We start from the raw sequence: 22,171 nt of genomic DNA, 5'->3' as shown, positions 1-22,171 counted from the left end.
CGCTACGGCGCCCCCGGCCCCGGCACTCCCGGCTGGGGCGGCGGCTGGGGAGGCCCCCCACCCGCGGCCAAGCCCGGTGTGATCCCGCTGCGCCCGCTCGGCATCGGCGAGATCCTCGACGGCGCGGTCTCCACCATGCGCACGCACTGGCGCACGGTCCTCGGCATCTCCCTGGCCGTCGCGGTCCTCACCCAGATCGGGGTGATCCTGCTCCAGGGCCTCGTCCTCAACGACGCCGCGAGCACGGACGCCCTCAGTGACCCCACCGCCACCCCCGGCGAACTGAGCCGCGCCCTGGGCGACACCCTGCTGAGCACCTCCGTCGTCATGGTGATCTCCCTGCTGGGCACCATCATCGCGACGGCCCTGCTCACGACCGTGACCAGCCGTGCCGTCCTCGGCAAGTCGGTGACCACCGTCGAAGCCTGGCGGGACGCCCGCCCGCAGCTCCTCAGGCTGGGTGGCCTGACCATCCTGCTGCTCCTGATCGCCGGCCTGATCATGACCGTGGGCGTCGTGCCCGGCATCCTCCTCGCCGCCGGAGGCTCGACCGGCGGGGGCGTACTCCTCGCCCTCTTCGGCGGACTCGGCGCCTTCGTCCTCACCGTGTGGCTGATGATCCGCTTCTCGCTGGCCTCGCCCGCCCTGATGCTGGAGAAGCAAGGCGTCAGGAAGTCGCTGGGCCGCTCCGTCAAGCTGGTGCGCGGCTCCTGGTGGCGGGTCCTCGGCATCCAACTGCTCGCCGCGATCATCGCCTACGTCGTCGCGTCGATCGTCGTGATCCCCTTCTCCTTCGCGGGCGCGGCCCTGGACGGGGACGGCATCTCCGGCCTCCTCGCCACCGGCGGCACCACACTCGGCTGGACCTACCTCGTCATCAGCGGCGTCGGCGCGGTGATCGGATCCACGCTCACCTTCCCGATCAGCGCGGGCGTCACCGTGCTCCTCTACATCGACCAGCGCATCCGCCGCGAGGCTCTCGACCTCGAACTGGGCCGCGCCGCCGGTCTCCAGGGCTACGGCGACGCCCCGGGCGCCACTCCGGGGAGCTGATGGGGTGAGACTGTCGGGGGGAGCACTGACAGCCGTACCGATGTCGTGGCGCTCGGCGGACGAGCCGCCTCTCACCCTCCCGCGCGACCCCGCGCGGGAGGCGGCCCGGCGCGAGCTGTCCAAGGGCATGTACCACGAGAACGACCCCAGTTGGTACGAGCGCGCCATGAACGCCTTCTGGGAGTGGCTCGACAAGGTATTCGGCGCCGCCTCGGCAGCCACCCCGGGCGGCGTACTCGGCCTCGTCGTCATCGTCCTGGCCGTACTGGCCCTCCTGGGAGCCCTGTGGTGGCGCCTCGGGAGCCCGCACCGTGCCCCCACCTCATCCACCGTGCTGTTCGACGACCGCCCCCGCAGCGCCGCCGAACACCGCGCCACCGCCGAGGCGCAGGCCGCCCAGGGCCACTGGAACCAGGCCGTCCAGGAACGCATGCGCGCTGTCGTCCGCTCCCTGGAGGAACGCGCCCTGCTCGACGCACGCCCCGGCCGAACCGCCGACGAGGCGGCCTCCGAAGCCGGCTCGGTGCTCCCCGCCCACGCGGACCGACTGCGCGCCGCCGCCCGGGACTTCGACGACGTCACATACGGCGGCCGGTCCGCGGCCGAAGGAACGTACCTCCGGCTCGCCGCGCTCGACACCGACCTGGAACGCACCAGGCCCGCACTGGCGAGCAGCGCCGCCGGGGCCGCGAGCACGGCCCGCAGCACCGGCCCGGGAGCCGCCGGATGACCACCGGGGCCACGCTTCCGTCCACCTCGGTCTCGCCCACGGCCCGCCAGGTGTGGACCCGCGCGCGCGGTGTCGTGCTCGCCGCGGTGATCCTGCTGGCGGCGGCCGTCGTGATCGCCGTGATCCGCTCCGGCGCCGAGCACGGCCGTCTGGATCCGCGCTCCGCCGACACCGACGGCAGCCGCGCCGTCGCCGAACTCCTCGACGACCGGGGCGTGTCCACCCGGCTGGTCACCACCCTCGACGAGGCGAGCACCGCGGCCGGCCCGGACACCACCCTCCTGGTCGCCGTCCCGGACCTGCTGACCGACTCCCAGCAAAGCCGCCTCCGCGCGGCGACCGAGGCCTCCGGCGGCCGCACGGTCCTCGTGGCCCCCGGCTCCCCGTCCGTGAGCACCCTGGCCCGCGGGGTCACCGCCGACTCCGCTCTCAGCCTGGACTCCACGCTCAGGCCCCGCTGCGAGCTGCCCGCTGCCAACCGCGCGGGCAGCGCCGACACCGGCGGGGTCCGCTACCACGTTGTCGCCGGTGCCGCCGACACCTGCTACCCCGAGAACGGCCTGCCCACCCTGGTGCGCGTCCCGGCAACCGAGGGGGACGGCGACACCGTCGTCCTCGGCGCCCCCGACATCCTCCTCAACAGCAGCCTCGACGAGCAGGGCAACGCCTCCCTCGCCCTCCAACTCCTCGGCTCGCGCCCCCATGTGGTCTGGTACCTCCCCTCGCTCTCCGACGACTCGGCCCCCGACGCCGGCAACCGCAGCTTCTTCGACCTGCTCCCCTCGGGCTGGCTCTGGGGCACCCTGCAACTCTTCTTCGCCGGCGCCCTGGCCGCCCTCTGGCGGGCACGCCGACTCGGCCCCCTCGTGCCCGAGAAACTCCCCGTCGCGATCCGCGCCTCCGAAACCGTCGAAGGCCGCGCCCGTCTCTACCGCAAGGCCGACGCCCGCGACCGCGCGGCCGCCGCTCTTCGCTCCACCACCCGCACCCGCCTCGCCCCCCTCGTCGGTGTCCCCGTCTCCCGGGCACACACGCCCGAGGCCCTGCTCCCCGCCCTGTCCGCCCACCTGCACGGCGACGGACAGCCCCTCCACGCCCTCCTCTTCGGCCCGCCGCCCAGCGACGACAAGGCCCTCATCGCCCTCACCGACCAACTCGACGCCCTCGAAAGAGAGGTACGCCGTTCATGATGGACCCGACCACTGACAACGCCGGGACCACCGGGGCCCCGGGCACCGCCCGAGCCTCCCTGGAGGCCCTGCGCGCCGAGATCGCCAAAGCCGTGGTCGGCCAGGACCCCGCCGTGACCGGCCTCGTCGTCGCCCTCCTCTGCCGCGGACACGTCCTACTGGAAGGAGTCCCTGGAGTAGCCAAAACGTTGCTCGTCCGCGCCCTCGCATCCGCACTCGATCTGGACACCAAGCGCGTCCAGTTCACCCCGGACCTCATGCCGAGCGACGTCACCGGCTCCCTCGTCTACGACACCCGCAGCGCCGAGTTCTCCTTCCAGCCCGGCCCGGTCTTCACCAATCTGCTCCTCGCCGACGAGATCAACCGGACCCCGCCGAAGACCCAGTCCTCCCTGCTGGAGGCCATGGAGGAGCGCCAGGTCACGGTCGACGGCACCCCACGCCCACTCCCGGACCCGTTCCTGGTCGCCGCGACCCAGAACCCGGTCGAGTACGAGGGCACGTACCCTCTGCCCGAAGCCCAACTGGACCGCTTCCTCCTCAAACTGACGGTCCCGCTCCCGTCCCGCCAGGACGAGATCAGCGTCCTCACCCGCCACGCCGAGGGCTTCAACCCGCGCGACCTGCGCGCCGCCGGCGTACGCCCCGTCGCGAACGCGGCCGACCTCGAAGCCGCCCGCGCCGCCGTGGCCAAGACGACGGTCTCCCCCGAGATCACCGCCTACGTCGTGGACATCTGCCGCGCCACCCGTGAGTCCCCGTCCCTCACCCTTGGTGCCTCCCCCCGAGGCTCCACAGCCCTCCTCGCGGCCTCTCGCGCCTGGGCCTGGCTGACGGGCCGCGACTACGTCATCCCCGACGACGTCAAGGCTCTCGCGCTCCCGACCCTCCGTCACCGCGTCCAGCTCCGCCCGGAGGCCGAGATGGAAGGCGTCACGGCCGACTCGGTCATCAACGCGATCCTCGCCCACGTTCCCGTCCCCCGCTGATGGCCCCCACCGGACGCGCCGCACTCCTCGCGGCCCTCGGCGCCCTCCCCGTGGGCATCTGGGAGCCCAGCTGGACGGGCATCCTCGCCGTGAACGCACCCTTGGCCCTGGCATGCGCCTGCGACTACGCCCTCGCAGCTCCAGTGCGCCGCCTGGGCCTGCTTCGCTCCGGCGACACCTCCGCACGCCTGGGCGAGACCGCGGACGTCATCCTCACGGTCACCAACCCCACCAACCGCCCCCTGCGCGCCCACGTCCGCGACGCCTGGCCTCCCAGCAGCTGGCTCCCCGGCTCCGAAGTGGCCTCGTCCCGGCACCGTCTCACGATCCCCCCGGGCGAGCGCCGCCGCTTCACCACCCGCCTGCGTCCCACCCGCAGAGGCGACCGCCAGGCGGACAGGGTCACGATCCGCTCGTTCGGCCCCCTCGGTCTCTTCGCCCGCCAGGGCAGCCACAAGGTCCCCTGGACCGTACGCGTGCTCCCCCCGTTCACCAGCCGCAAGCACCTGCCGTCCAAGCTGGCCCGCCTGCGCGAACTCGACGGCCGCACCAGTGTTCTGACCCGGGGCGAGGGCACGGAGTTCGACAGTCTCCGCGAGTACATCCCCGGCGACGACACCCGCTCCATCGACTGGCGCGCCACGGCTCGTCAGTCCTCGGTGGCGGTACGCACCTGGCGTCCCGAACGCGACCGTCACATCCTGCTCGTCCTGGACACCGGCCGGACCTCCGCGGGCCGTGTGGGCGACGCTCCCCGCCTCGACGCCTCCATGGACGCTGCCCTGCTCCTGGCCGCCCTCGCCTCCCGCGCCGGCGACCGCGTGGACCTCCTCGCCTACGACCGCCGTGTGCGAGCCCTCGTCCAGGGCCGCACGGCGGGCGACGTCCTCCCGTCCCTGGTCAACGCCATGGCACCTCTTGAACCCGAACTCGTCGAGACGGACGCCCGAGGCCTCGCAGCCACCGCACTGCGTACTGCGTCTCGCCGGGCGCTGATCGTCCTTCTCACCACCTTGGACGCGGCCCCCGTGGAACAAGGCCTTCTCCCCGTCCTGTCCCGCCTCACCCAGCGCCATTCGGTCCTGGTGGCCTCGGTCGCCGATCCGCATATCGCCCGTATGGCCCACTCTCGAGGCACCGCGGACGCCGTATACGAGGCCGCGGCGGCAGCTCAGGCCCAAGCGGACCGCCATCGCACCGCCGAACAGCTCCGCCGCCACGGCGTCACGGTCGTCGACGCGACTCCGGACAACCTGGCGCCGGCCCTGGCGGATGCCTATCTGTCACTGAAGGCGGCAGGCCGCCTCTGAATCGTCAATTCTTCTGCTTCAGGGTCCGGGAAAGGCCCAACACCCGGAAACGCAAAAAGGCCCACACCATAAGGTGTGGGCCTTTCGCAATATTTGTTCGGCGGCGTCCTACTCTCCCACAGGGTCCCCCCTGCAGTACCATCGGCGCTGTAAGGCTTAGCTTCCGGGTTCGGAATGTAACCGGGCGTTTCCCTCACGCTATGACCACCGAAACACTATGAAACACTCAACCGCACCATCCCCCGTGACCAAACAAGGGAATGGGGTTGTTCGTGGTTTCAGAACCAACACAGTGGACGCGAGCAACTGAGGACAAGCCCTCGGCCTATTAGTACCAGTCAACTCCACCCGTTACCAGGCTTCCATATCTGGCCTATCAACCCAGTCGTCTACTGGGAGCCTTACCCCATCAAGTGGGTGGGAATACTCATCTCGAAGCAGGCTTCCCGCTTAGATGCTTTCAGCGGTTATCCCTCCCGAACGTAGCCAACCAGCCATGCCCTTGGCAGGACAACTGGCACACCAGAGGTTCGTCCGTCCCGGTCCTCTCGTACTAGGGACAGCCCTTCTCAATATTCCTGCGCGCGCAGCGGATAGGGACCGAACTGTCTCACGACGTTCTAAACCCAGCTCGCGTACCGCTTTAATGGGCGAACAGCCCAACCCTTGGGACCGACTCCAGCCCCAGGATGCGACGAGCCGACATCGAGGTGCCAAACCATCCCGTCGATATGGACTCTTGGGGAAGATCAGCCTGTTATCCCCGGGGTACCTTTTATCCGTTGAGCGACGGCGCTTCCACAAGCCACCGCCGGATCACTAGTCCCGACTTTCGTCCCTGCTCGACCCGTCGGTCTCACAGTCAAGCTCCCTTGTGCACTTACACTCAACACCTGATTGCCAACCAGGCTGAGGGAACCTTTGGGCGCCTCCGTTACTCTTTAGGAGGCAACCGCCCCAGTTAAACTACCCATCAGACACTGTCCCTGATCCGGATCACGGACCCAGGTTAGACATCCAGCACGACCAGACTGGTATTTCAACGACGACTCCACAACCACTGGCGTGGCCGCTTCAAAGTCTCCCAGCTATCCTACACAAGCCGAACCGAACACCAATATCAAACTGTAGTAAAGGTCCCGGGGTCTTTCCGTCCTGCTGCGCGAAACGAGCATCTTTACTCGTAGTGCAATTTCACCGGGCCTATGGTTGAGACAGTCGAGAAGTCGTTACGCCATTCGTGCAGGTCGGAACTTACCCGACAAGGAATTTCGCTACCTTAGGATGGTTATAGTTACCACCGCCGTTTACTGGCGCTTAAGTTCTCAGCTTCGCCACACCGAAATGTGACTAACCGGTCCCCTTAACGTTCCAGCACCGGGCAGGCGTCAGTCCGTATACATCGCCTTACGGCTTCGCACGGACCTGTGTTTTTAGTAAACAGTCGCTTCTCGCTGGTCTCTGCGGCCACCCCCAGCTCAGGAAGCAAGTTCCCTCACCAGTGATGGCCCCCCTTCTCCCGAAGTTACGGGGGCATTTTGCCGAGTTCCTTAACCATAGTTCACCCGAACGCCTCGGTATTCTCTACCTGACCACCTGAGTCGGTTTAGGGTACGGGCCGCCATGAAACTCGCTAGAGGCTTTTCTCGACAGCATAGGATCATCCACTTCACCACAATCGGCTCGGCATCAGGTCTCAGCCACAAGTACGACGGATTTACCTATCGCACGGCCTACACCCTTACCCCGGGACTACCACCGCCCGGGATGGACTACCTTCCTGCGTCACCCCATCACTCACCTACTGCAAGTCTGGTCCGTCGGCTCCACCACTTTCCTTTCCCCGAAGGGTCCGGAACGGCTTCACGGACTTAGCATCGCCTGGTTCAATGTTTGACGCTTCACAGCGGGTACCGGAATATCAACCGGTTATCCATCGACTACGCCTGTCGGCCTCGCCTTAGGTCCCGACTTACCCTGGGCAGATCAGCTTGACCCAGGAACCCTTAGTCAATCGGCGCAAACGTTTCTCACGTTTGTATCGCTACTCATGCCTGCATTCTCACTCGTGAACCGTCCACAACTCGCTTCCGCGGCTGCTTCACCCGGCACACGACGCTCCCCTACCCATCCCAGCAGGCGTTGGCCCTATATGCTGAAATGACACGACTTCGGCGGTACGCTTGAGCCCCGCTACATTGTCGGCGCGGAATCACTAGACCAGTGAGCTATTACGCACTCTTTCAAGGGTGGCTGCTTCTAAGCCAACCTCCTGGTTGTCTGTGCGACTCCACATCCTTTCCCACTTAGCGTACGCTTAGGGGCCTTAGTCGATGCTCTGGGCTGTTTCCCTCTCGACCATGGAGCTTATCCCCCACAGTCTCACTGCCGCGCTCTCACTTACCGGCATTCGGAGTTTGGCTAAGGTCAGTAACCCGGTAGGGCCCATCGCCTATCCAGTGCTCTACCTCCGGCAAGAAACACACGACGCTGCACCTAAATGCATTTCGGGGAGAACCAGCTATCACGGAGTTTGATTGGCCTTTCACCCCTAACCACAGGTCATCCCCCAGGTTTTCAACCCTGGTGGGTTCGGTCCTCCACGAAGTCTTACCTCCGCTTCAACCTGCCCATGGCTAGATCACTCCGCTTCGGGTCTTGAGCGTGCTACTGAATCGCCCTGTTCGGACTCGCTTTCGCTACGGCTACCCCACTCGGGTTAACCTCGCAACACACCGCAAACTCGCAGGCTCATTCTTCAAAAGGCACGCAGTCACGACGCACCGAGCAAGCTCGATGCGCGACGCTCCCACGGCTTGTAGGCACACGGTTTCAGGTACTATTTCACTCCGCTCCCGCGGTACTTTTCACCATTCCCTCACGGTACTATCCGCTATCGGTCACCAGGGAATATTTAGGCTTAACGGGTGGTCCCGCCAGATTCACACGGGATTTCTCGGGCCCCGTGCTACTTGGGTGTCTCTCAAACGAGCCGTACAAATTTCAGCTACGGGGGTCTTACCCTCTACGCCGGACCTTTCGCATGTCCTTCGCCTACCTGTACGGTTTCTGACTCGTCTCACAGCCGGCAGACTGTGAAAGAGAGATCCCACAACCCCGTACACGCAACCCCTGCCGGGTCTCACACGTATACGGTTTGGCCTCATCCGGTTTCGCTCGCCACTACTCCCGGAATCACGGTTGTTTTCTCTTCCTGCGGGTACTGAGATGTTTCACTTCCCCGCGTTCCCTCCACTTGCCCTATGTGTTCAGGCAAGGGTGACAGCCCATGACGACTGCCGGGTTTCCCCATTCGGACACCCCCGGATCAAAGCCTGGTTGACGACTCCCCGGGGCCTATCGTGGCCTCCCACGTCCTTCATCGGTTCCTGGTGCCAAGGCATCCACCGTGCGCCCTTAAAAACTTGGCCACAGATGCTCGCGTCCACTGTGCAGTTCTCAAACAACGACCAACCACCCATCACCCCGAACCAGAAGTTCGAGTGCACTGGGGCCGGCACTGAAGGCAGCCATACGGCCATACCCTCAGACACCCAACAGCGTGCCCGACCCGTCCCCGTCCAGAGATCATGCTTTCCACACTCTTACGAGCAGTACTCACAGCCTCCGGCCCGTGAACCGGCCGAATAATCAACGTTCCACCCTGAGCGAACCAGCATCAGACGTTCGCTGATGATCTGGCCTCTGACCTCACCCCGAAGAGTTCGGTAGAAGTGCTCCTTAGAAAGGAGGTGATCCAGCCGCACCTTCCGGTACGGCTACCTTGTTACGACTTCGTCCCAATCGCCAGTCCCACCTTCGACAGCTCCCTCCCTTACGGGTTGGGCCACCGGCTTCGGGTGTTACCGACTTTCGTGACGTGACGGGCGGTGTGTACAAGGCCCGGGAACGTATTCACCGCAGCAATGCTGATCTGCGATTACTAGCAACTCCGACTTCATGGGGTCGAGTTGCAGACCCCAATCCGAACTGAGACAGGCTTTTTGAGATTCGCTCCGCCTCACGGCTTCGCAGCTCATTGTACCTGCCATTGTAGCACGTGTGCAGCCCAAGACATAAGGGGCATGATGACTTGACGTCGTCCCCACCTTCCTCCGAGTTGACCCCGGCAGTCTCCTGTGAGTCCCCATCACCCCGAAGGGCATGCTGGCAACACAGAACAAGGGTTGCGCTCGTTGCGGGACTTAACCCAACATCTCACGACACGAGCTGACGACAGCCATGCACCACCTGTACACCGACCACAAGGGGGCGACCATCTCTGGCCGTTTCCGGTGTATGTCAAGCCTTGGTAAGGTTCTTCGCGTTGCGTCGAATTAAGCCACATGCTCCGCTGCTTGTGCGGGCCCCCGTCAATTCCTTTGAGTTTTAGCCTTGCGGCCGTACTCCCCAGGCGGGGAACTTAATGCGTTAGCTGCGGCACCGACGACGTGGAATGTCGCCAACACCTAGTTCCCACCGTTTACGGCGTGGACTACCAGGGTATCTAATCCTGTTCGCTCCCCACGCTTTCGCTCCTCAGCGTCAGTAATGGCCCAGAGATCCGCCTTCGCCACCGGTGTTCCTCCTGATATCTGCGCATTTCACCGCTACACCAGGAATTCCGATCTCCCCTACCACACTCTAGTCTGCCCGTATCGAATGCAGACCCGGGGTTAAGCCCCGGGCTTTCACATCCGACGCGACAGACCGCCTACGAGCTCTTTACGCCCAATAATTCCGGACAACGCTCGCGCCCTACGTATTACCGCGGCTGCTGGCACGTAGTTAGCCGGCGCTTCTTCTGCAGGTACCGTCACTTTCGCTTCTTCCCTGCTGAAAGAGGTTTACAACCCGAAGGCCGTCATCCCTCACGCGGCGTCGCTGCATCAGGCTTTCGCCCATTGTGCAATATTCCCCACTGCTGCCTCCCGTAGGAGTCTGGGCCGTGTCTCAGTCCCAGTGTGGCCGGTCGCCCTCTCAGGCCGGCTACCCGTCGTCGCCTTGGTGAGCCGTTACCTCACCAACAAGCTGATAGGCCGCGGGCTCATCCTTCACCGCCGGAGCTTTCCACACTCATCGGATGCCCGAGAGTGTTGTATCCGGTATTAGACCCCGTTTCCAGGGCTTGTCCCAGAGTGAAGGGCAGATTGCCCACGTGTTACTCACCCGTTCGCCACTAATCCCCACCGAAGTGGTTCATCGTTCGACTTGCATGTGTTAAGCACGCCGCCAGCGTTCGTCCTGAGCCAGGATCAAACTCTCCGTGAATGTTTACCCGTAATCGGGTCGACACCACGAGAGCGGAACAGTCAGGCGGAATAAGCCCGACCGTTCACAACGTCCTCGCTGTATTTTACTTCAAAGGAACCTCGACCACCGAAAAGTTTCGGCGGACGGGGTATCAACATATCTGGCGTTGATTTTTGGCACGCTGTTGAGTTCTCAAGGAACGGACGCTTCCTTTGTACTCACCCAAGCTACTCTCGGGCTTTCCTCCGGGCAGTTTCCCTTCGGTCTTGCGTTTCCAACCTTACCAGATCCGTTTTCCGTTCCGTTTCCGGTCGGAATTCATTTCCGGTGGCCGTTGGGGGCCTTGCCTAATTGATTGCCCTGCGGCTTTCTTTCGGCGAGTCCGACTTTATCAGAAGTTTTTGGCCGGACTGACCGGCCACTTGTTCTGAATCATCGGGTGGGCTCACTCGGGAAATCACATTCACGAGTAGCCGATAGATTCTCACTGTCACCCTGGGGCATATCCACCTCTAGGCAACTGTTCTAATCTACCTCCCCACACGCACCGTGTCAACGGCTCTTGCGGGAACGAAGAGGAGACTAACAGCCCGACGGGGGTGGACGCACATCAGGCGGCTGTGGGGACCACGGCGCTGCGTTCGTGCTCCTCGACGTCGCCCGTGTCACCGGCCCGGACGGCGCGTCCGCCCAGGACATAGACGTAGGCGAGGAAGGCGAGCTCGGCGAGGACGCCGATGCTGATGCGGGCCCAGGTCGGCAGGCCGGACGGGGTGACGAAGCCTTCGATGGCGCCGGAGACGAAGAGAACCAGCGCCAGGCCTATCGCCATGCCCAGCGCGGCTCGCCCCTCCTCGGCCAGGGCCGCACGGCGTGTGCGTAGGCCTGGGTCGATCAGGGTCCAGCCGAGGCGCAGCCCCGTGCCGGCGGCCACGAAGACGGCGGTCAGCTCCAGCAGTCCGTGCGGGAGGATCAGGCCGAGGAACACGTCGAGACGGCCGGCCGAGGTCATGAGGCCGATGCCGACACCCAGGTTGAGCATGTTCAGGAGCAGGATCCAGAGGACCGGCAGGCCCAGGAAAATGCCCAGGACCAGGCACATCGCGGCGGCCTGGGCATTGTTCGTCCAGACCTGGGCGGCGAAGGAGGCTGCGGGATGGCTGGAGTAGTACGTCTCGTACTGGCCGCCGGGGCGGGTCATCTCGCGCAGTGCGTCGGGGGCCGCGATGGTGGCCTGGACCTCCGGGTGGGTGCCGATCCACCAGCCGAGGAGCACGGCGACGAGGGTGGAGAGCAGTGCGGTGGGGACCCACCAGTGGCGGGAGCGGTAGACCGCGGCGGGGAAGCCGTGGGTCAGGAAGCGGGTGACGTCGCGCCAGGAGGCCCTCCGGTTTCCTGTCACGGCGCTCCGCGCGCGTGCCACCAGTTGGCTGAGGCGCCCGGTGAGCTGAGGGTCGGGAGCGCTCGACTGGATCAGTGAGAGGTGGGTGGCCGTGCGCTGGTAGAGGGCGACGAGTTCGTCGACCTCGGCACCGTCGAGGCGGCGCTGGCGGCGGAGCAGGGAGTCGAGGCGGTCCCACTCGGCACGATGGGCGGACACGAAGACATCGAGGTCCATCGGGTGTGCTGCTCCTCGTCCCTCTCGTACTACGTGTCGGCTTGTCTTACTGGTCCTACTGCGGCGCGATGTGACCTCAGCTTGGCAGACTGGCCACTCTCGGGGCAGGTCAGGGGATGAAACCGGAAGGACTACGGGTGTGAGTGAGCTAGTGACAGGCGAGGCGGTGGCGCTGGAGCTGCGTCCCGCGAAGCTGCCGAGCCGGGCGCTGGCCGTGCTGCTCGACCTGATCGTGGCCATGGTCGTGTACCTCGCGGTGGTCCTGATCCTGGTGCTGTCGACGGCCGGCCTCGACGAGGCCGCGCAGACGGCGATATCCATCGCGAGCTTCCTGCTCGTCCTGGTGGGCGGGCCGATCGCGGTGGAGACGCTGAGCCATGGACGTTCGCTGGGGAAGCTGGCGTGCGGGCTGCGGGTGGTGCGGGACGACGGAGGACCGATCCGGTTCCGGCACGCGCTCGTGCGTGGTGCGGTCGGGGTGGTCGAGATCCTGATGACGTTCGGGGTCGTCGCGTGCATCGCCTCGCTCGTGTCGGCGCGGGGGCGGCGGCTGGGTGACGTGTTCGCGGGGACGCTGGTCGTGCGGGAGCGGGTGCCGGCCGGTCGGACGGCGTTCGTGCCTCCGCCTCCGCCCTGGCTCGTGGGGCAGTTCTCCCGGCTCGACCTGTCCGCCGTTCCTGACGGGCTGTGGCTGGCCATCCGTCAGTACCTGACGCGGATGCGACAGCTGGACCCGCATGTCGGCGCGGCGATGGCGGAACGTCTCGCCTCGGACCTCGCGGCGCGGACGGGTGCTCCGGCGCCGTACGGGGTGCCGCCGGGCGCGTATCTCGCGGCCGTGGTGCACGAGCGGCAGGCACGGGAGGCGCGACAGGCGTTCGGGGGCGCGGCCGGTGTGGGTGGCGTGCCGAATGCGGCGGGTGCGGTCGCAGGGGGTTTCGTGCCGGGTGCGCCGGTCGGTGGGCCTGGCTGGGGTGGGCCGGTGACTCAGCCTCCGGTTGCTCCGGTGTACGGACCGCCCGGGGCATTTACGAACCCTGCCCCGCCTTCGGGTGCCTCCGGATATGTATCGCCCGGGGGAGTCGAAGGTTCTGGTCATGGGGCTGGTGTGCCGGGCGTGGCTGCGCACGCGGCACCGGTGGTCCCGCAGTCGCCGCACGAGCCGCCTGCCGAGCGGCCGAGCACCGGGTTCGCGCCGCCCGCGTAGGCCGTGGCCCCGCCGCCGAACCGCCGCCGAACCGCCGCCGGGCGGGCATCGATGTCGGCCGTGCGGCGATTTCAGGCGAACGTCGACGGCGGTGTTTCGAGGTGCTCCAGCTCGATTCCGGGTGCCGCCAGGACGACGTCGCCGGCGAGGTGAACGGTGTGCCGCTCGCCCGTGTCCAGGGCTGTGACCTGGTATGTGTCCACGGTCAGAGGGCCGTTGTCAGTGGCGTGTGCTTCTCTTTCGATCAAAGCCCAGGACTGGTCCGAGGTGCGCGGGGCGAGGACCGGGTCGGTGAAGGCTACGAGGCGTACGCGGGTGGCGGGCGCGGAGGGGGTGAGGCGCAGGAGGCGGGCGGTGGCGATCAGGAACGCCGGGGAGGTGCCGGTGAATGCATGGGCGCGGACATTGCCTTCGGTGGCCTCCGTGCCGGTGGGGTCCGTGCGGACCCAGGTGACGCCGTCGAGGGCGGCGCCGCGAACCTGCCAGCTCGCGGCGTGGAGTTCGAGGCGGATGGGGCGGCCGAGTTCGTCTAGGGCGAGGTCGACGGAGCCGACGTGGTCGCCGGACGGAGCGGTCAGCTGGGAGACGTAGCGCCAGCCGGACGGGCCGGGCGCGCAGTGGAAGTGTTCTTCGGCGAGGAGGGTGTGGTCGTGCGTGTCGTGAAGCGAATACCGGCCGCGGGGCATGGGGGTCCTGGGTCTTGACGGGCTGGTCCGGCCGTCGAGCGGGGCGCGGGCCGAACGGGCAGGCCCCCGGCACGGGGGTGCGGGGGCCTGTCTGGGAGCTGCGGCCGGGACGGGTGCGTCTGTGCACGGACGCACCCGTCGCCGGGTGGATCAGTAGCGGTAGTGGTCCGACTTGTACGGGCCGTCGACCTCGACGCCGATGTACGAGGCCTGCTCCGGGCGGAGCGTCGTGAGCTTCACACCGAGCGCGTCGAGGTGAAGGCGGGCGACCTTCTCGTCGAGGTGCTTGGGCAGCGTGTAAACGCCGGTGGGGTACTCCTCGGGCTTGGTGAACAGCTCGATCTGGGCCAGGGTCTGGTCCGCGAAGGAGTTGGACATCACGAACGACGGGTGACCCGTGGCGTTGCCCAGGTTCAGCAGGCGGCCCTCGGACAGGACGATGAGGACCTTGCCGTCCGCGAACTTCCAGGTGTGGACCTGGGGCTTGACCTCGTCCTTGACGATGCCGGGGATCTTCGCGAGGCCGGCCATGTCGATCTCGTTGTCGAAGTGGCCGATGTTGCCGACGATGGCCTGGTGCTTCATCTTGGCCATGTCGGCGGCCATGATGATGTCCTTGTTGCCGGTCGTGGTGATGAAGATGTCGGCCTTCTCGACGACCTCGTCGAGCGTGGTGACCTGGTAACCGTCCATCGCCGCCTGCAGAGCGCAGATCGGGTCGATCTCGGTGACGATGACACGGGCGCCCTGGCCGCGCAGCGACTCCGCACAGCCCTTGCCCACATCGCCGTAGCCGAACACGACCGCGGTCTTGCCACCGATCAGGACGTCGGTGGCGCGGTTGATGCCGTCGATCAGGGAGTGGCGGCAGCCGTACTTGTTGTCGAACTTCGACTTGGTGACGGCGTCGTTCACGTTGATCGCCGGGAACAGGAGGTCACCGTCGCGCTGCATCTCGTACAGGCGGTGGACGCCGGTGGTGGTCTCCTCGGTCACGCCGCGGATCTCCGAGGCGAGCTGGGTCCACTTCTGCGAGCCCTCGGTGATGGTCCGGTCGAGGAGTTCGAGGACGACGCGGTGCTCGTCGGACTCGGCGGTGTCGGCGGAGGGGACCTTGCCCTCCTTCTCGTACTGGACGCCCTTGTGGACGAGCATGGTGGCGTCACCGCCGTCGTCCAGGATCATGTTCGGGCCGCCGGTGGGGGTGTTCGGCCAGGTCAGCGCCTGCTCCGTGCACCACCAGTACTCCTCCAGGGTCTCGCCCTTCCAGGCGAAGACCGGGACGCCCTGCGGGTTCTCGGGCGTGCCGTTCGGGCCGACCGCGATGGCGGCGGCGGCGTGGTCCTGGGTGGAGAAGATGTTGCAGGACACCCAGCGGACCTCGGCGCCCAGGGCGACCAGGGTCTCGATCAGGACGGCGGTCTGCACGGTCATGTGCAGCGAGCCCATGATCCGGGCGCCGACCAGCGGCTGAGTGGCGGCGAACTCCTTGCGGATCGCCATCAGGCCGGGCATCTCGTGCTCGGCGAGGGTGATCTCCTTGCGGCCGAAAGCGGCCAGGGAGAGATCGGCGACCTTGAAGTCCTGCCGGTTGTCGACAGTCGTCATGAAGAGCTGCTCCTCGGTATCGGGTCGAGGGTGGATAGGGCTGGTCTGCGCGGCGGCGGACACAGGGGTGCCCCGAAGAGGACACAGGCATGCCCGCGTGCGCGCAGCGCAGTCCGTCGGAGGCCCTCTCTCCCTCGGCCGGTCCTCGATGGGACCGCCCGACCGCCATCAGCAGCGACGTCTGGCTCCGTCCCAAGCTACACCGGTCGGCCCGGCCCGCCCCAGTCTTCCTGCGTACGGATCAGGCCGAAGGGGTGGAGAGTAGGGAGATCCTTGGACCTGGAACGGGAAACGTGCAAGGGCCCGCCGCGTTGGTTTCGCGACGGGCCCCGGTGTCCTGCGGAATGCCGGTGGGTCAGTGTCCGGCGGTGGGCGCCGGGCCGCCGGGGGCGGCCTCGGGGTCGGCACCCTTGGCGGCCTCCGCCTCGCTGTAGATGTCGGGCTCCAGGTAGATGACGCGGGCGATCGGGACGGCCTCGCGGATGCGGGCCTCGGCGGCGTCGATCGCGTTGGCGACCTCGGTGGCCGTCTCGTCGTGCCGGACGGCGATCTTGGCGGCGACCAGCAGCTCCTCGGGGCCGAGATGGAGCGTGCGCATGTGGATGATGGCGGGGACCGTGTCGCCGTCGACGATCGCGGCCTCGATCTTCCTGACGTCCTCCACGCCGGCGGCCTCACCCAGGAGCAGCGACTTGGTCTCGGCGGCCAGGATGATCGCGATGAGGATCAGCAGGACACCGATGCAGAGCGTGCCGATGCCGTCCCAGACGCCGTCGCCGGTGGCGAGGGCCAGGCCGACACCGCCGAGGGCGAGGATCAGACCGACGAGCGCGCCCAGGTCCTCAAGGAGCACGACCGGGAGCTCGGGGGCCTTGGCGTGGCGTACGAACTCCTTCCAGGACTGGTTGCCGCGGAGCGGGTTGGACTCCTTGATGGCGGTCCGGAAGGAGAAGGTCTCGGCGATGATCGCGAAGACGAGGACGCCGACCGGCCAGATCCAGTTCTTGATCTCGTGCGGGTGCTTGATCTTCTCGTAGCCCTCGTAGATGGCGAACATGCCGCCGACGGAGAAGAGGACGATGGAGACGAGGAAGGCGTAGATGTAGCGCTCGCGACCGTAGCCGAAGGGGTGTTGCGGGGTCGCCTCGCGCTGGGCCTTCTTGCCGCCGAGGAGGAGCAGACCCTGGTTGCCGGAGTCGGCGAGGGAGTGCACGGATTCGGCGAGCATCGATGACGAGCCGCTGAAGACGAACGCCACGAACTTCGCTACCGCGATCGCGAGGTTGGCGGCGAGTGCCGCCACGATCGCCTTGGTGCCGCCTGACGCGCTCATGTGTCCGAGGTGTCCCTTCGCCTACGCATATGTCTGTGCGTGGGCATGGGTACCCACGCTTCCGTCCGTCACCGGCCGGGCTTTGCCCGCCTTTTGCAGGGGGCATTGTTGCAGCCCGGTCCGGCGCCGGTGCGCCAGGCTGTGGATCAGGGGAGGTTCAGGCCGGTCGCGCGACGGCTCGGGCCGCTCAGGCGACCACGGTGGCGCGGAACAGCGTGCCCGGTCCGGACACCTCTGCCCTCTCGTCGGCCGGTACGAAGACGGACTCGCCGGGGGCGAGCGTGTGTTCGCCCGCGCGGACCGAACCGGCCGTGCAGAGGAGGATCTGCGGGGTGGCGCGGGTGAGGTCGTGCGGGGCGGTGGCCTCGGGAAGAACGAAGCGGGAGAGGCGGAACTCGTCGATGGGGGTCTCGTAGACCTCCTCGCCGTCGGGGGACGCCTCGGGGCGCAGGACGCCGGGGTCGGTCGCCTCGAAGCGGACGATGCGCAGGAGTTCGGGGACGTCGACGTGCTTGGGGGTCAGGCCGCAGCGCAGGACGTTGTCGGAGTTGGCCATGATCTCTACGCCGAGGCCGTTCAGGTAGGCGTGCGGGATGCCGGCGCCCAGGAACAGTGCCTCGCCGGGCTGCAGGCGTACGTGGTTGAGGAGCATGGCGGCGATGACGCCGGGATCTCCGGGGTAGTGGTGGGCGATGTCGGCGTAGGGGGCGTGGGCCCCTCCGAGGCGGGCGCAGGCGTCCGCGGCCTCGGTGACCGTGTGGGACATCTCCTCGGGGTCGGCGCTCAGGACGGCGGTCAACACCTCGCGCAGTGCGGCCTCTTCCGGGTGGGCGTGCAGGAGGTCGACGTACGGCTTGAGGGAGTCGACGTCGAGGGCGGCGAGCAGGTCGGCGGCCTGGAGCGGGGCGCGGAAACCGCACAGGCCGTCGAACTCCGTGAGGGCGCAGATGAGTTCCGGCTTGTGGTTGGCGTCCTTGTAGTTGCGGTGGCCCGCGTCGATCGGGATTCCGCGCCGCTCCTCGTCCTCGTAGCCCTCCCTGGCCTGTTCTAGGTTGGGGTGGACCTGGAGGGAGAGGGGGGCGCCCGCGGCGAGGAGCTTCAGGAGGAACGGGAGGCGGGGGCCGAACCTGGCGACGGTTCGCGATCCCAGCTCGCGGTCCGGGGCCCCGTCGATCACCTCGGTGAGGGGGCCGCGCCCGGTGCGCGAGGGTGCGCCGGGGTGGGCGCCCATCCACATCTCCGCCTGCGGCTCGCCGGTGGGGGCCATGCCGAGGAGCTGCGGGATGGCGGTGGTCGAACCCCAGGCGTAGGGGCGGACGGTGTTGTCGAGGCGGTCCATGGTGTGTGCTTCTCCGTAGGTGGGGAGCCGGCCGAGCCCCGGTCAGGGTCGGGTCCCGGTAAAGGTCAGGCTCCGGAAGCGAGCGACAGGTAAACGGCGGCGAAATCCGTGATGGCGATCATCTCCGCGAGGGTTTCCAGGTCGCTGCCTTCCTCGGGTTCCAGCTCGCTGATCGCGGCGTCGTGGCCGAGGGCCAGCTCGCGGGCTGCCGGGACGGCGCTCAGACCCCCGGTCGGGCGGTCTCGGACGAGCACCACGCGCGCGTGCAGGACGGGCGCGTCCTCGACGCGGTCGCGGAAGAAGTCGTCGGGGTCGGCGTTCGCGGCGAGCGGGCCGGTCAGCAGCACCGTGTGTGAGGCGAGGGCCTCCGGGAGCTGGGCGGCGAGGGCGGGGCGGCCCGCCAGTTCGGCGAGCGCGGAGGCGAAACGACGACCCACCGGTCCCGCGGTCTGGCCCTCGGTCCAGATCAACGGGAGCACGTCGGCCAGCTCGGCGGCGAGCTTCTTGGCGGGGTTGCTGTAGGTGGCGATCGCCGGGCCGCAGCGCTCGGCGACCCGGTCGAGTCGGTCGGCGACCTTCTGCAGGGCCTCCGGCGGGGCGTCGATCAGGCCCGTACGGTCCAGCAGCGCGAGCATCGGGGTGAGCAGCGCCCACAGGACTCCCGGGGCGGCGGCGCCGGGGGGCACCTCCTGCTCGTACGGGGCGGTCGCCATCGGTACGAAGAGGCCGTGGGCGGCTTCCACCGCCTCGGCCACAGGGGTGCCTGCCGGGGCGACGGCGACGACCGTGCTGCCGCGGCGGTACGCCTGTTCGACGAGGATCGCCAGACCTGCTTCGCTGCCGTCCGCGGTGGCGACCAGAAGGAGGTCGACCGGGCCCGTCCAGCCGGGCAGCTCCCAGCGGAGGGCGCCCGCTGCGGGGGCCACGCCGGTGGGGTGGAGGCGGGTGATGGGGCAGCTGGACCCCGCGAGGGCGCCGAGCAGGTCGGCGACGCCCGCGGAGGCCATGCCGGGGCCCGCGATCAGGAGGCCGCGGGGGCGGCCGTCCGGTTTCAGGTCCGGGATGCCGGCCTCGGTGCCGAGGCGGATGGCCGTACGGACCCTGGCGCCGGCCTCGGCGGCGCCGCGGAGCAGGTCGCGGCGGTCCGCCTGCGACAGGGCTTCGGGGGTGTCTAGCAGCGATTCGTCGAGCATGGGCGGCAGCCTCCGATCGCCGGGTGCCCTTTACACCTGTACGCCGGGTCTTCCCGGCTCGTGCGGGGTTACGCCTCGCGGGAGAAACTCGATCCTGTGGGTCACGCGGGGCGGCGGGCCTCGTCGACGAGGAGTACGGGGATGCCATCCCTGATCGGGTAGGCGAGGCCGCATTCCTGGCTGGTGCAGGCCAGCTCGGTGTCCTCCTCCGCGAGGGGGGCGTGGCACGCCGGGCAGGCGAGGATCTCCAGGAGGCCGGCTTCGAGCGCCATGTCGGGTCCCTTCGGGGGCGGGTTCGTGCGGTGCGGCCTGGTCAGACTACCGCCGTGGAGGAGTTGGCGCCGGGGTTGGGGGCCGGGGCTGTTGCGTCCCTGCCCATCCCTCCCCCACTCTCGGCTTCGCTCGAGCGGGAGGTGCCCCCATCAGGGGCCGGCGCCCCTTCGACCCCGCACGCCTTCCGGCTCGGAGAGTGCGGGTTCGTGGGCGCGTGCGGGTTGTGTGTGGTTGTTCCCGCAGTCCTCGCGCCCTTGGGAGCGCGGGGCGGGGCCCTGCAGATCCGTGCTCACGCTCTGATGATCCCCAGGACCTCGTCGCGGATCTTCGCCATCGTCGTCTCGTCCCTCGCCTCCGCGTTCAGGCGCAGCAGCGGTTCCGTGTTGGACGGGCGGACGTTGAACCACCAGTCCACCGAGGAGACGGTGAGGCCGTCGAGGTCGTCCAGGGTGACGTCCTCCCGGCTCTCGTACGCGGAGCGGACCGCGGCCAGGCGGTCCGTCTGGTCGGCGACCGTGGAGTTGATCTCGCCGGAGCCGGCGTAGCGGTCGTACTGGGCGACGAGGCCGGAGAGAGAACCGTCCTGGCCGCCGAGGGCGGCGAGGACGTGGAGGGCGGCCAGCATGCCCGTGTCGGCGTTCCAGAAGTCGGCGAAGTAGTAGTGGGCGGAGTGCTCGCCGCCGAAGATCGCGCCGGTTCTGGCCATCTCGGCCTTGATGAAGGAGTGGCCGACGCGGGTGCGCACCGGCGTGCCGCCGTTCTCCTTCACCACCTCCGGGACGGACCAGGAGGTGATCAGGTTGTGGATGATCGTGCCCTTGCCGCCGTGCCTGGCGAGTTCGCGGGAGGCGACCAGGGCGGTGATCGCGGAGGGCGGGACGGGGTTGCCCCGCTCGTCGACGACGAAGCAGCGGTCGGCGTCGCCGTCGAAGGCGATGCCGAGGTCGGCGCCCTCCGCACGGACCCGGTTCTGGAGGTCGACGATGTTCGCCGGGTCGAGGGGGTTGGCCTCGTGGTTCGGGAACGTGCCGTCCAGTTCGAAGTACATGGGGACCAGGTCCAGCGGCAGGCCGGCGAAGACCGTCGGGACGGTGTGGCCGCCCATGCCGTTGCCCGCGTCGACGACGACCTTCAGGGGGCGGATGGAGGTCAGGTCGACGAGGCCGAGGAGGTGCGCCGCGTAGTCCTCCAACGTGTCCCGTCGCGTGATCGTTCCAGACGTCGCGGCCGGCGCCGGGGCACCCGACTCGGTCCAGCCCTCGACCAGTTCGCGGATCTCGGTGAGGCCGGTGTCCTGGCCGACGGGGGCGGCGCCCGCGCGGCACATCTTGATGCCGTTGTACCGGGCGGGGTTGTGGGAGGCCGTGAACATCGCGCCGGGCAGGTTCAGCGCGCCCGACGCGTAGTACAGCTGGTCCGTCGAGCAGAGGCCGATCTCGGTCACGTCCACCCCGAGCGCCGCCGCCCCGCGCGCGAAGGCACGCGACAGGCCGGGCGAGGAGGGCCTCATGTCGTGGCCGGTCACGATGGCGTCCGCGCCGGTCACCTGTACGAAGGCCGCCCCGAGCAGCTCGGCCAGGGTCTCGTCCCACTGGTCCGGAACCACCCCGCGTACGTCGTACGCCTTCACGATCGTCGACAGATCAGCAGCCACGGACACATCCTCCTGAAGTCCTCACCGGTCACCCAAACTACCCGCCCGAGCCGACAGGCGGCTGTGTGACCTCAGAGAACGCCCCCCGGGGGACCGGCGGCCGCGTAGGCGGTGGTCAGGTTCTGCGGGGGATCATCCTGTTGAGGACCTGCCGAAGCCGTTGGCGAACCGCGGTTCGGGACCGTGGCGACGATCGGCCAGGTACGAACATCACCCCTTCTTACGGAGCTTTCGTACCGATTAGCGCCATTCAGGAAAGTTTGACCGCATGACTGGGTCGCCCGTGGCGGTCTGCCCTCCGCCATGGGCATCCGGGCGGCGAAGAGGATCGCGACATCTGGGCGCGTACGGGGCGTGGGCGCGCGGGACTTCGCACGGCGGGCCCTGCGTCGTCTTCGTCGAGGTCCTCGTTGCGCGCGCCGGGGGGCGGCTGCGAGGGCGCCCGCGCCCGGCAAGGCGGCGCAGATGTGCGCGAGTTGCGCGGAGACGTGGTGGGAGGCGGTGAACCGGCCGACCACGAATGCGACAGCATCCAGAGGAACGAAACACGCCACGACGGGGGCGAGTGACCGCGGGGCGCCACAACAGTCCCACGCAGGGCGTCAGTTGCCGGGAGAGCGGAGGGCTCAGTTGTCGGGTGAGCGCAGCACCCGGAGATGGCCGCGGCGGGCGACCTCCATCGGGTCCGCCCTGCGCGCGCCGCCTCCCGCCTCCGCGGCGCGCCGCTGCGGGCGG

At 67.8% G+C, this 22,171-nt stretch carries 14 protein-coding genes, 3 rRNA genes and 1 pseudogene; 6 read left to right on the top strand and 12 right to left on the bottom strand.

Annotation, left to right across the window (positions count from 1 at the left end):
• The 5 genes from AWZ10_RS16325 to AWZ10_RS16305 all read left to right on the top strand — a co-directional run.
• On the top strand, positions 1-1,053 hold a 1,053-nt coding region (locus AWZ10_RS16325), incomplete at its 5' end, for a DUF7847 domain-containing protein (protein ID WP_060891423.1).
• A gap of 40 nt (positions 1,054-1,093) precedes the next feature.
• Positions 1,094-1,783: a DUF4129 domain-containing protein gene (locus AWZ10_RS16320; protein ID WP_060891420.1), complete on the top strand. Its 690-nt coding sequence runs from the start codon at positions 1,094-1,096 to the stop codon at positions 1,781-1,783.
• Complete coding sequence (locus AWZ10_RS16315) at positions 1,780-2,973, top strand: DUF4350 domain-containing protein (protein ID WP_046709874.1); 1,194 nt, start codon at positions 1,780-1,782, stop codon at positions 2,971-2,973. The genes AWZ10_RS16320 and AWZ10_RS16315 overlap by 4 nt, the downstream gene beginning before the upstream one ends.
• Positions 2,970-3,962 (top strand): AAA family ATPase, encoded by a 993-nt coding sequence (locus AWZ10_RS16310; protein WP_046709875.1) that lies wholly within the window; start codon positions 2,970-2,972, stop codon positions 3,960-3,962. Before AWZ10_RS16315 ends, AWZ10_RS16310 begins: the two co-directional genes overlap by 4 nt.
• On the top strand, positions 3,962-5,272 hold the full coding sequence (locus AWZ10_RS16305; protein ID WP_046709876.1) for a DUF58 domain-containing protein: 1,311 nt from the start codon (positions 3,962-3,964) through the stop codon (positions 5,270-5,272). The genes AWZ10_RS16310 and AWZ10_RS16305 overlap by 1 nt, the downstream gene beginning before the upstream one ends.
• Positions 5,273-5,367: 95 nt before the next feature.
• On the opposite strand, the gene rrf is transcribed toward AWZ10_RS16305, so the two are convergent.
• From rrf to AWZ10_RS16285, 4 genes are all read right to left on the bottom strand, one after another.
• Positions 5,368-5,484: ribosomal RNA gene (rrf, locus tag AWZ10_RS16300) — 5S ribosomal RNA — on the bottom strand.
• 96 nt (positions 5,485-5,580) lie between these two features.
• Positions 5,581-8,703 (bottom strand): 23S ribosomal RNA (locus tag AWZ10_RS16295).
• Positions 8,704-9,017: 314 nt separating this feature from the next.
• A 16S ribosomal RNA gene (locus AWZ10_RS16290) occupies positions 9,018-10,543 on the bottom strand.
• Together the 16S, 23S and 5S rRNA genes form the textbook arrangement of a ribosomal RNA operon.
• A 592-nt stretch (positions 10,544-11,135) precedes the next feature.
• Positions 11,136-12,143 carry a stage II sporulation protein M gene (locus AWZ10_RS16285; protein ID WP_046706724.1) on the bottom strand — a complete coding sequence of 336 codons (1,008 nt, stop codon included), beginning with the start codon at positions 12,141-12,143 and terminating at the stop codon, positions 11,136-11,138.
• Between the two features lie 139 nt (positions 12,144-12,282).
• Between AWZ10_RS16285 and AWZ10_RS16280 the strand changes: the two genes are divergently transcribed.
• Positions 12,283-13,350 carry an RDD family protein gene (locus tag AWZ10_RS16280; protein ID WP_208618509.1) on the top strand — a complete coding sequence of 356 codons (1,068 nt, stop codon included), beginning with the start codon at positions 12,283-12,285 and terminating at the stop codon, positions 13,348-13,350.
• Positions 13,351-13,421: 71 nt separating this feature from the next.
• Here the strand turns inward: AWZ10_RS16280 and AWZ10_RS16275 are convergent, their stop codons facing one another.
• From AWZ10_RS16275 to AWZ10_RS50200, 8 genes and pseudogenes are all read right to left on the bottom strand, one after another.
• Positions 13,422-14,036: a hypothetical protein gene (locus tag AWZ10_RS16275; RefSeq protein ID WP_046706722.1), complete on the bottom strand. Its 615-nt coding sequence runs from the start codon at positions 14,034-14,036 to the stop codon at positions 13,422-13,424.
• A gap of 150 nt (positions 14,037-14,186) precedes the next feature.
• Positions 14,187-15,644, bottom strand: coding sequence for an adenosylhomocysteinase (gene ahcY / locus AWZ10_RS16270; protein ID WP_046706721.1), 1,458 nt, complete (start codon positions 15,642-15,644; stop codon positions 14,187-14,189).
• Between the two features lie 355 nt (positions 15,645-15,999).
• Positions 16,000-16,977: a cation diffusion facilitator family transporter gene (locus AWZ10_RS16265; RefSeq protein WP_060891419.1), complete on the bottom strand. Its 978-nt coding sequence runs from the start codon at positions 16,975-16,977 to the stop codon at positions 16,000-16,002.
• A gap of 187 nt (positions 16,978-17,164) precedes the next feature.
• A complete protein-coding gene (gene manA / locus AWZ10_RS16260; protein WP_060891418.1) occupies positions 17,165-18,316 on the bottom strand; it encodes a mannose-6-phosphate isomerase, class I in 1,152 nt (383 codons plus the stop codon).
• Between the two features lie 65 nt (positions 18,317-18,381).
• On the bottom strand, positions 18,382-19,509 hold the full coding sequence (locus AWZ10_RS16255) for an SIS domain-containing protein (protein ID WP_060891417.1): 1,128 nt from the start codon (positions 19,507-19,509) through the stop codon (positions 18,382-18,384).
• 101 nt (positions 19,510-19,610) lie between these two features.
• Entirely contained in the window at positions 19,611-19,781 is a 171-nt protein-coding gene (locus AWZ10_RS47735; protein ID WP_078935499.1) for a Trm112 family protein, read from the bottom strand.
• A gap of 290 nt (positions 19,782-20,071) precedes the next feature.
• Positions 20,072-21,436 carry a phosphomannomutase/phosphoglucomutase gene (locus AWZ10_RS16250; protein WP_060891421.1) on the bottom strand — a complete coding sequence of 455 codons (1,365 nt, stop codon included), beginning with the start codon at positions 21,434-21,436 and terminating at the stop codon, positions 20,072-20,074.
• Positions 21,437-22,062: 626 nt separating this feature from the next.
• Positions 22,063-22,171, bottom strand: a pseudogene (locus AWZ10_RS50200) (DUF3499 domain-containing protein); the annotation flags it as partial.

Origin of the sequence: Streptomyces europaeiscabiei, assembly GCF_001550375.1 — a bacterium.
GTDB lineage: Bacteria > Actinomycetota > Actinomycetes > Streptomycetales > Streptomycetaceae > Streptomyces > Streptomyces europaeiscabiei.
Note: the sequence above shows the minus strand (reverse complement) of the source record. Positions and strands in the feature narration are given on the sequence as shown.

Coding starts and splice junctions, on each gene's coding strand:
- AWZ10_RS16320 (WP_060891420.1), top strand. CDS start 1,094: ATGTCGTGGCGCTCGGCGGACGAGCCGCCTCTCACCCTCCCGCGCGAC.
- AWZ10_RS16315 (WP_046709874.1), top strand. CDS start 1,780: ATGACCACCGGGGCCACGCTTCCGTCCACCTCGGTCTCGCCCACGGCC.
- AWZ10_RS16310 (WP_046709875.1), top strand. CDS start 2,970: ATGATGGACCCGACCACTGACAACGCCGGGACCACCGGGGCCCCGGGC.
- AWZ10_RS16305 (WP_046709876.1), top strand. CDS start 3,962: ATGGCCCCCACCGGACGCGCCGCACTCCTCGCGGCCCTCGGCGCCCTC.
- AWZ10_RS16285 (WP_046706724.1), bottom strand. CDS start 12,143: ATGGACCTCGATGTCTTCGTGTCCGCCCATCGTGCCGAGTGGGACCGC.
- AWZ10_RS16275 (WP_046706722.1), bottom strand. CDS start 14,036: ATGCCCCGCGGCCGGTATTCGCTTCACGACACGCACGACCACACCCTC.
- ahcY (WP_046706721.1), bottom strand. CDS start 15,644: ATGACGACTGTCGACAACCGGCAGGACTTCAAGGTCGCCGATCTCTCC.
- AWZ10_RS16265 (WP_060891419.1), bottom strand. CDS start 16,977: ATGAGCGCGTCAGGCGGCACCAAGGCGATCGTGGCGGCACTCGCCGCC.
- manA (WP_060891418.1), bottom strand. CDS start 18,316: ATGGACCGCCTCGACAACACCGTCCGCCCCTACGCCTGGGGTTCGACC.
- AWZ10_RS16255 (WP_060891417.1), bottom strand. CDS start 19,509: ATGCTCGACGAATCGCTGCTAGACACCCCCGAAGCCCTGTCGCAGGCG.
- AWZ10_RS47735 (WP_078935499.1), bottom strand. CDS start 19,781: ATGGCGCTCGAAGCCGGCCTCCTGGAGATCCTCGCCTGCCCGGCGTGC.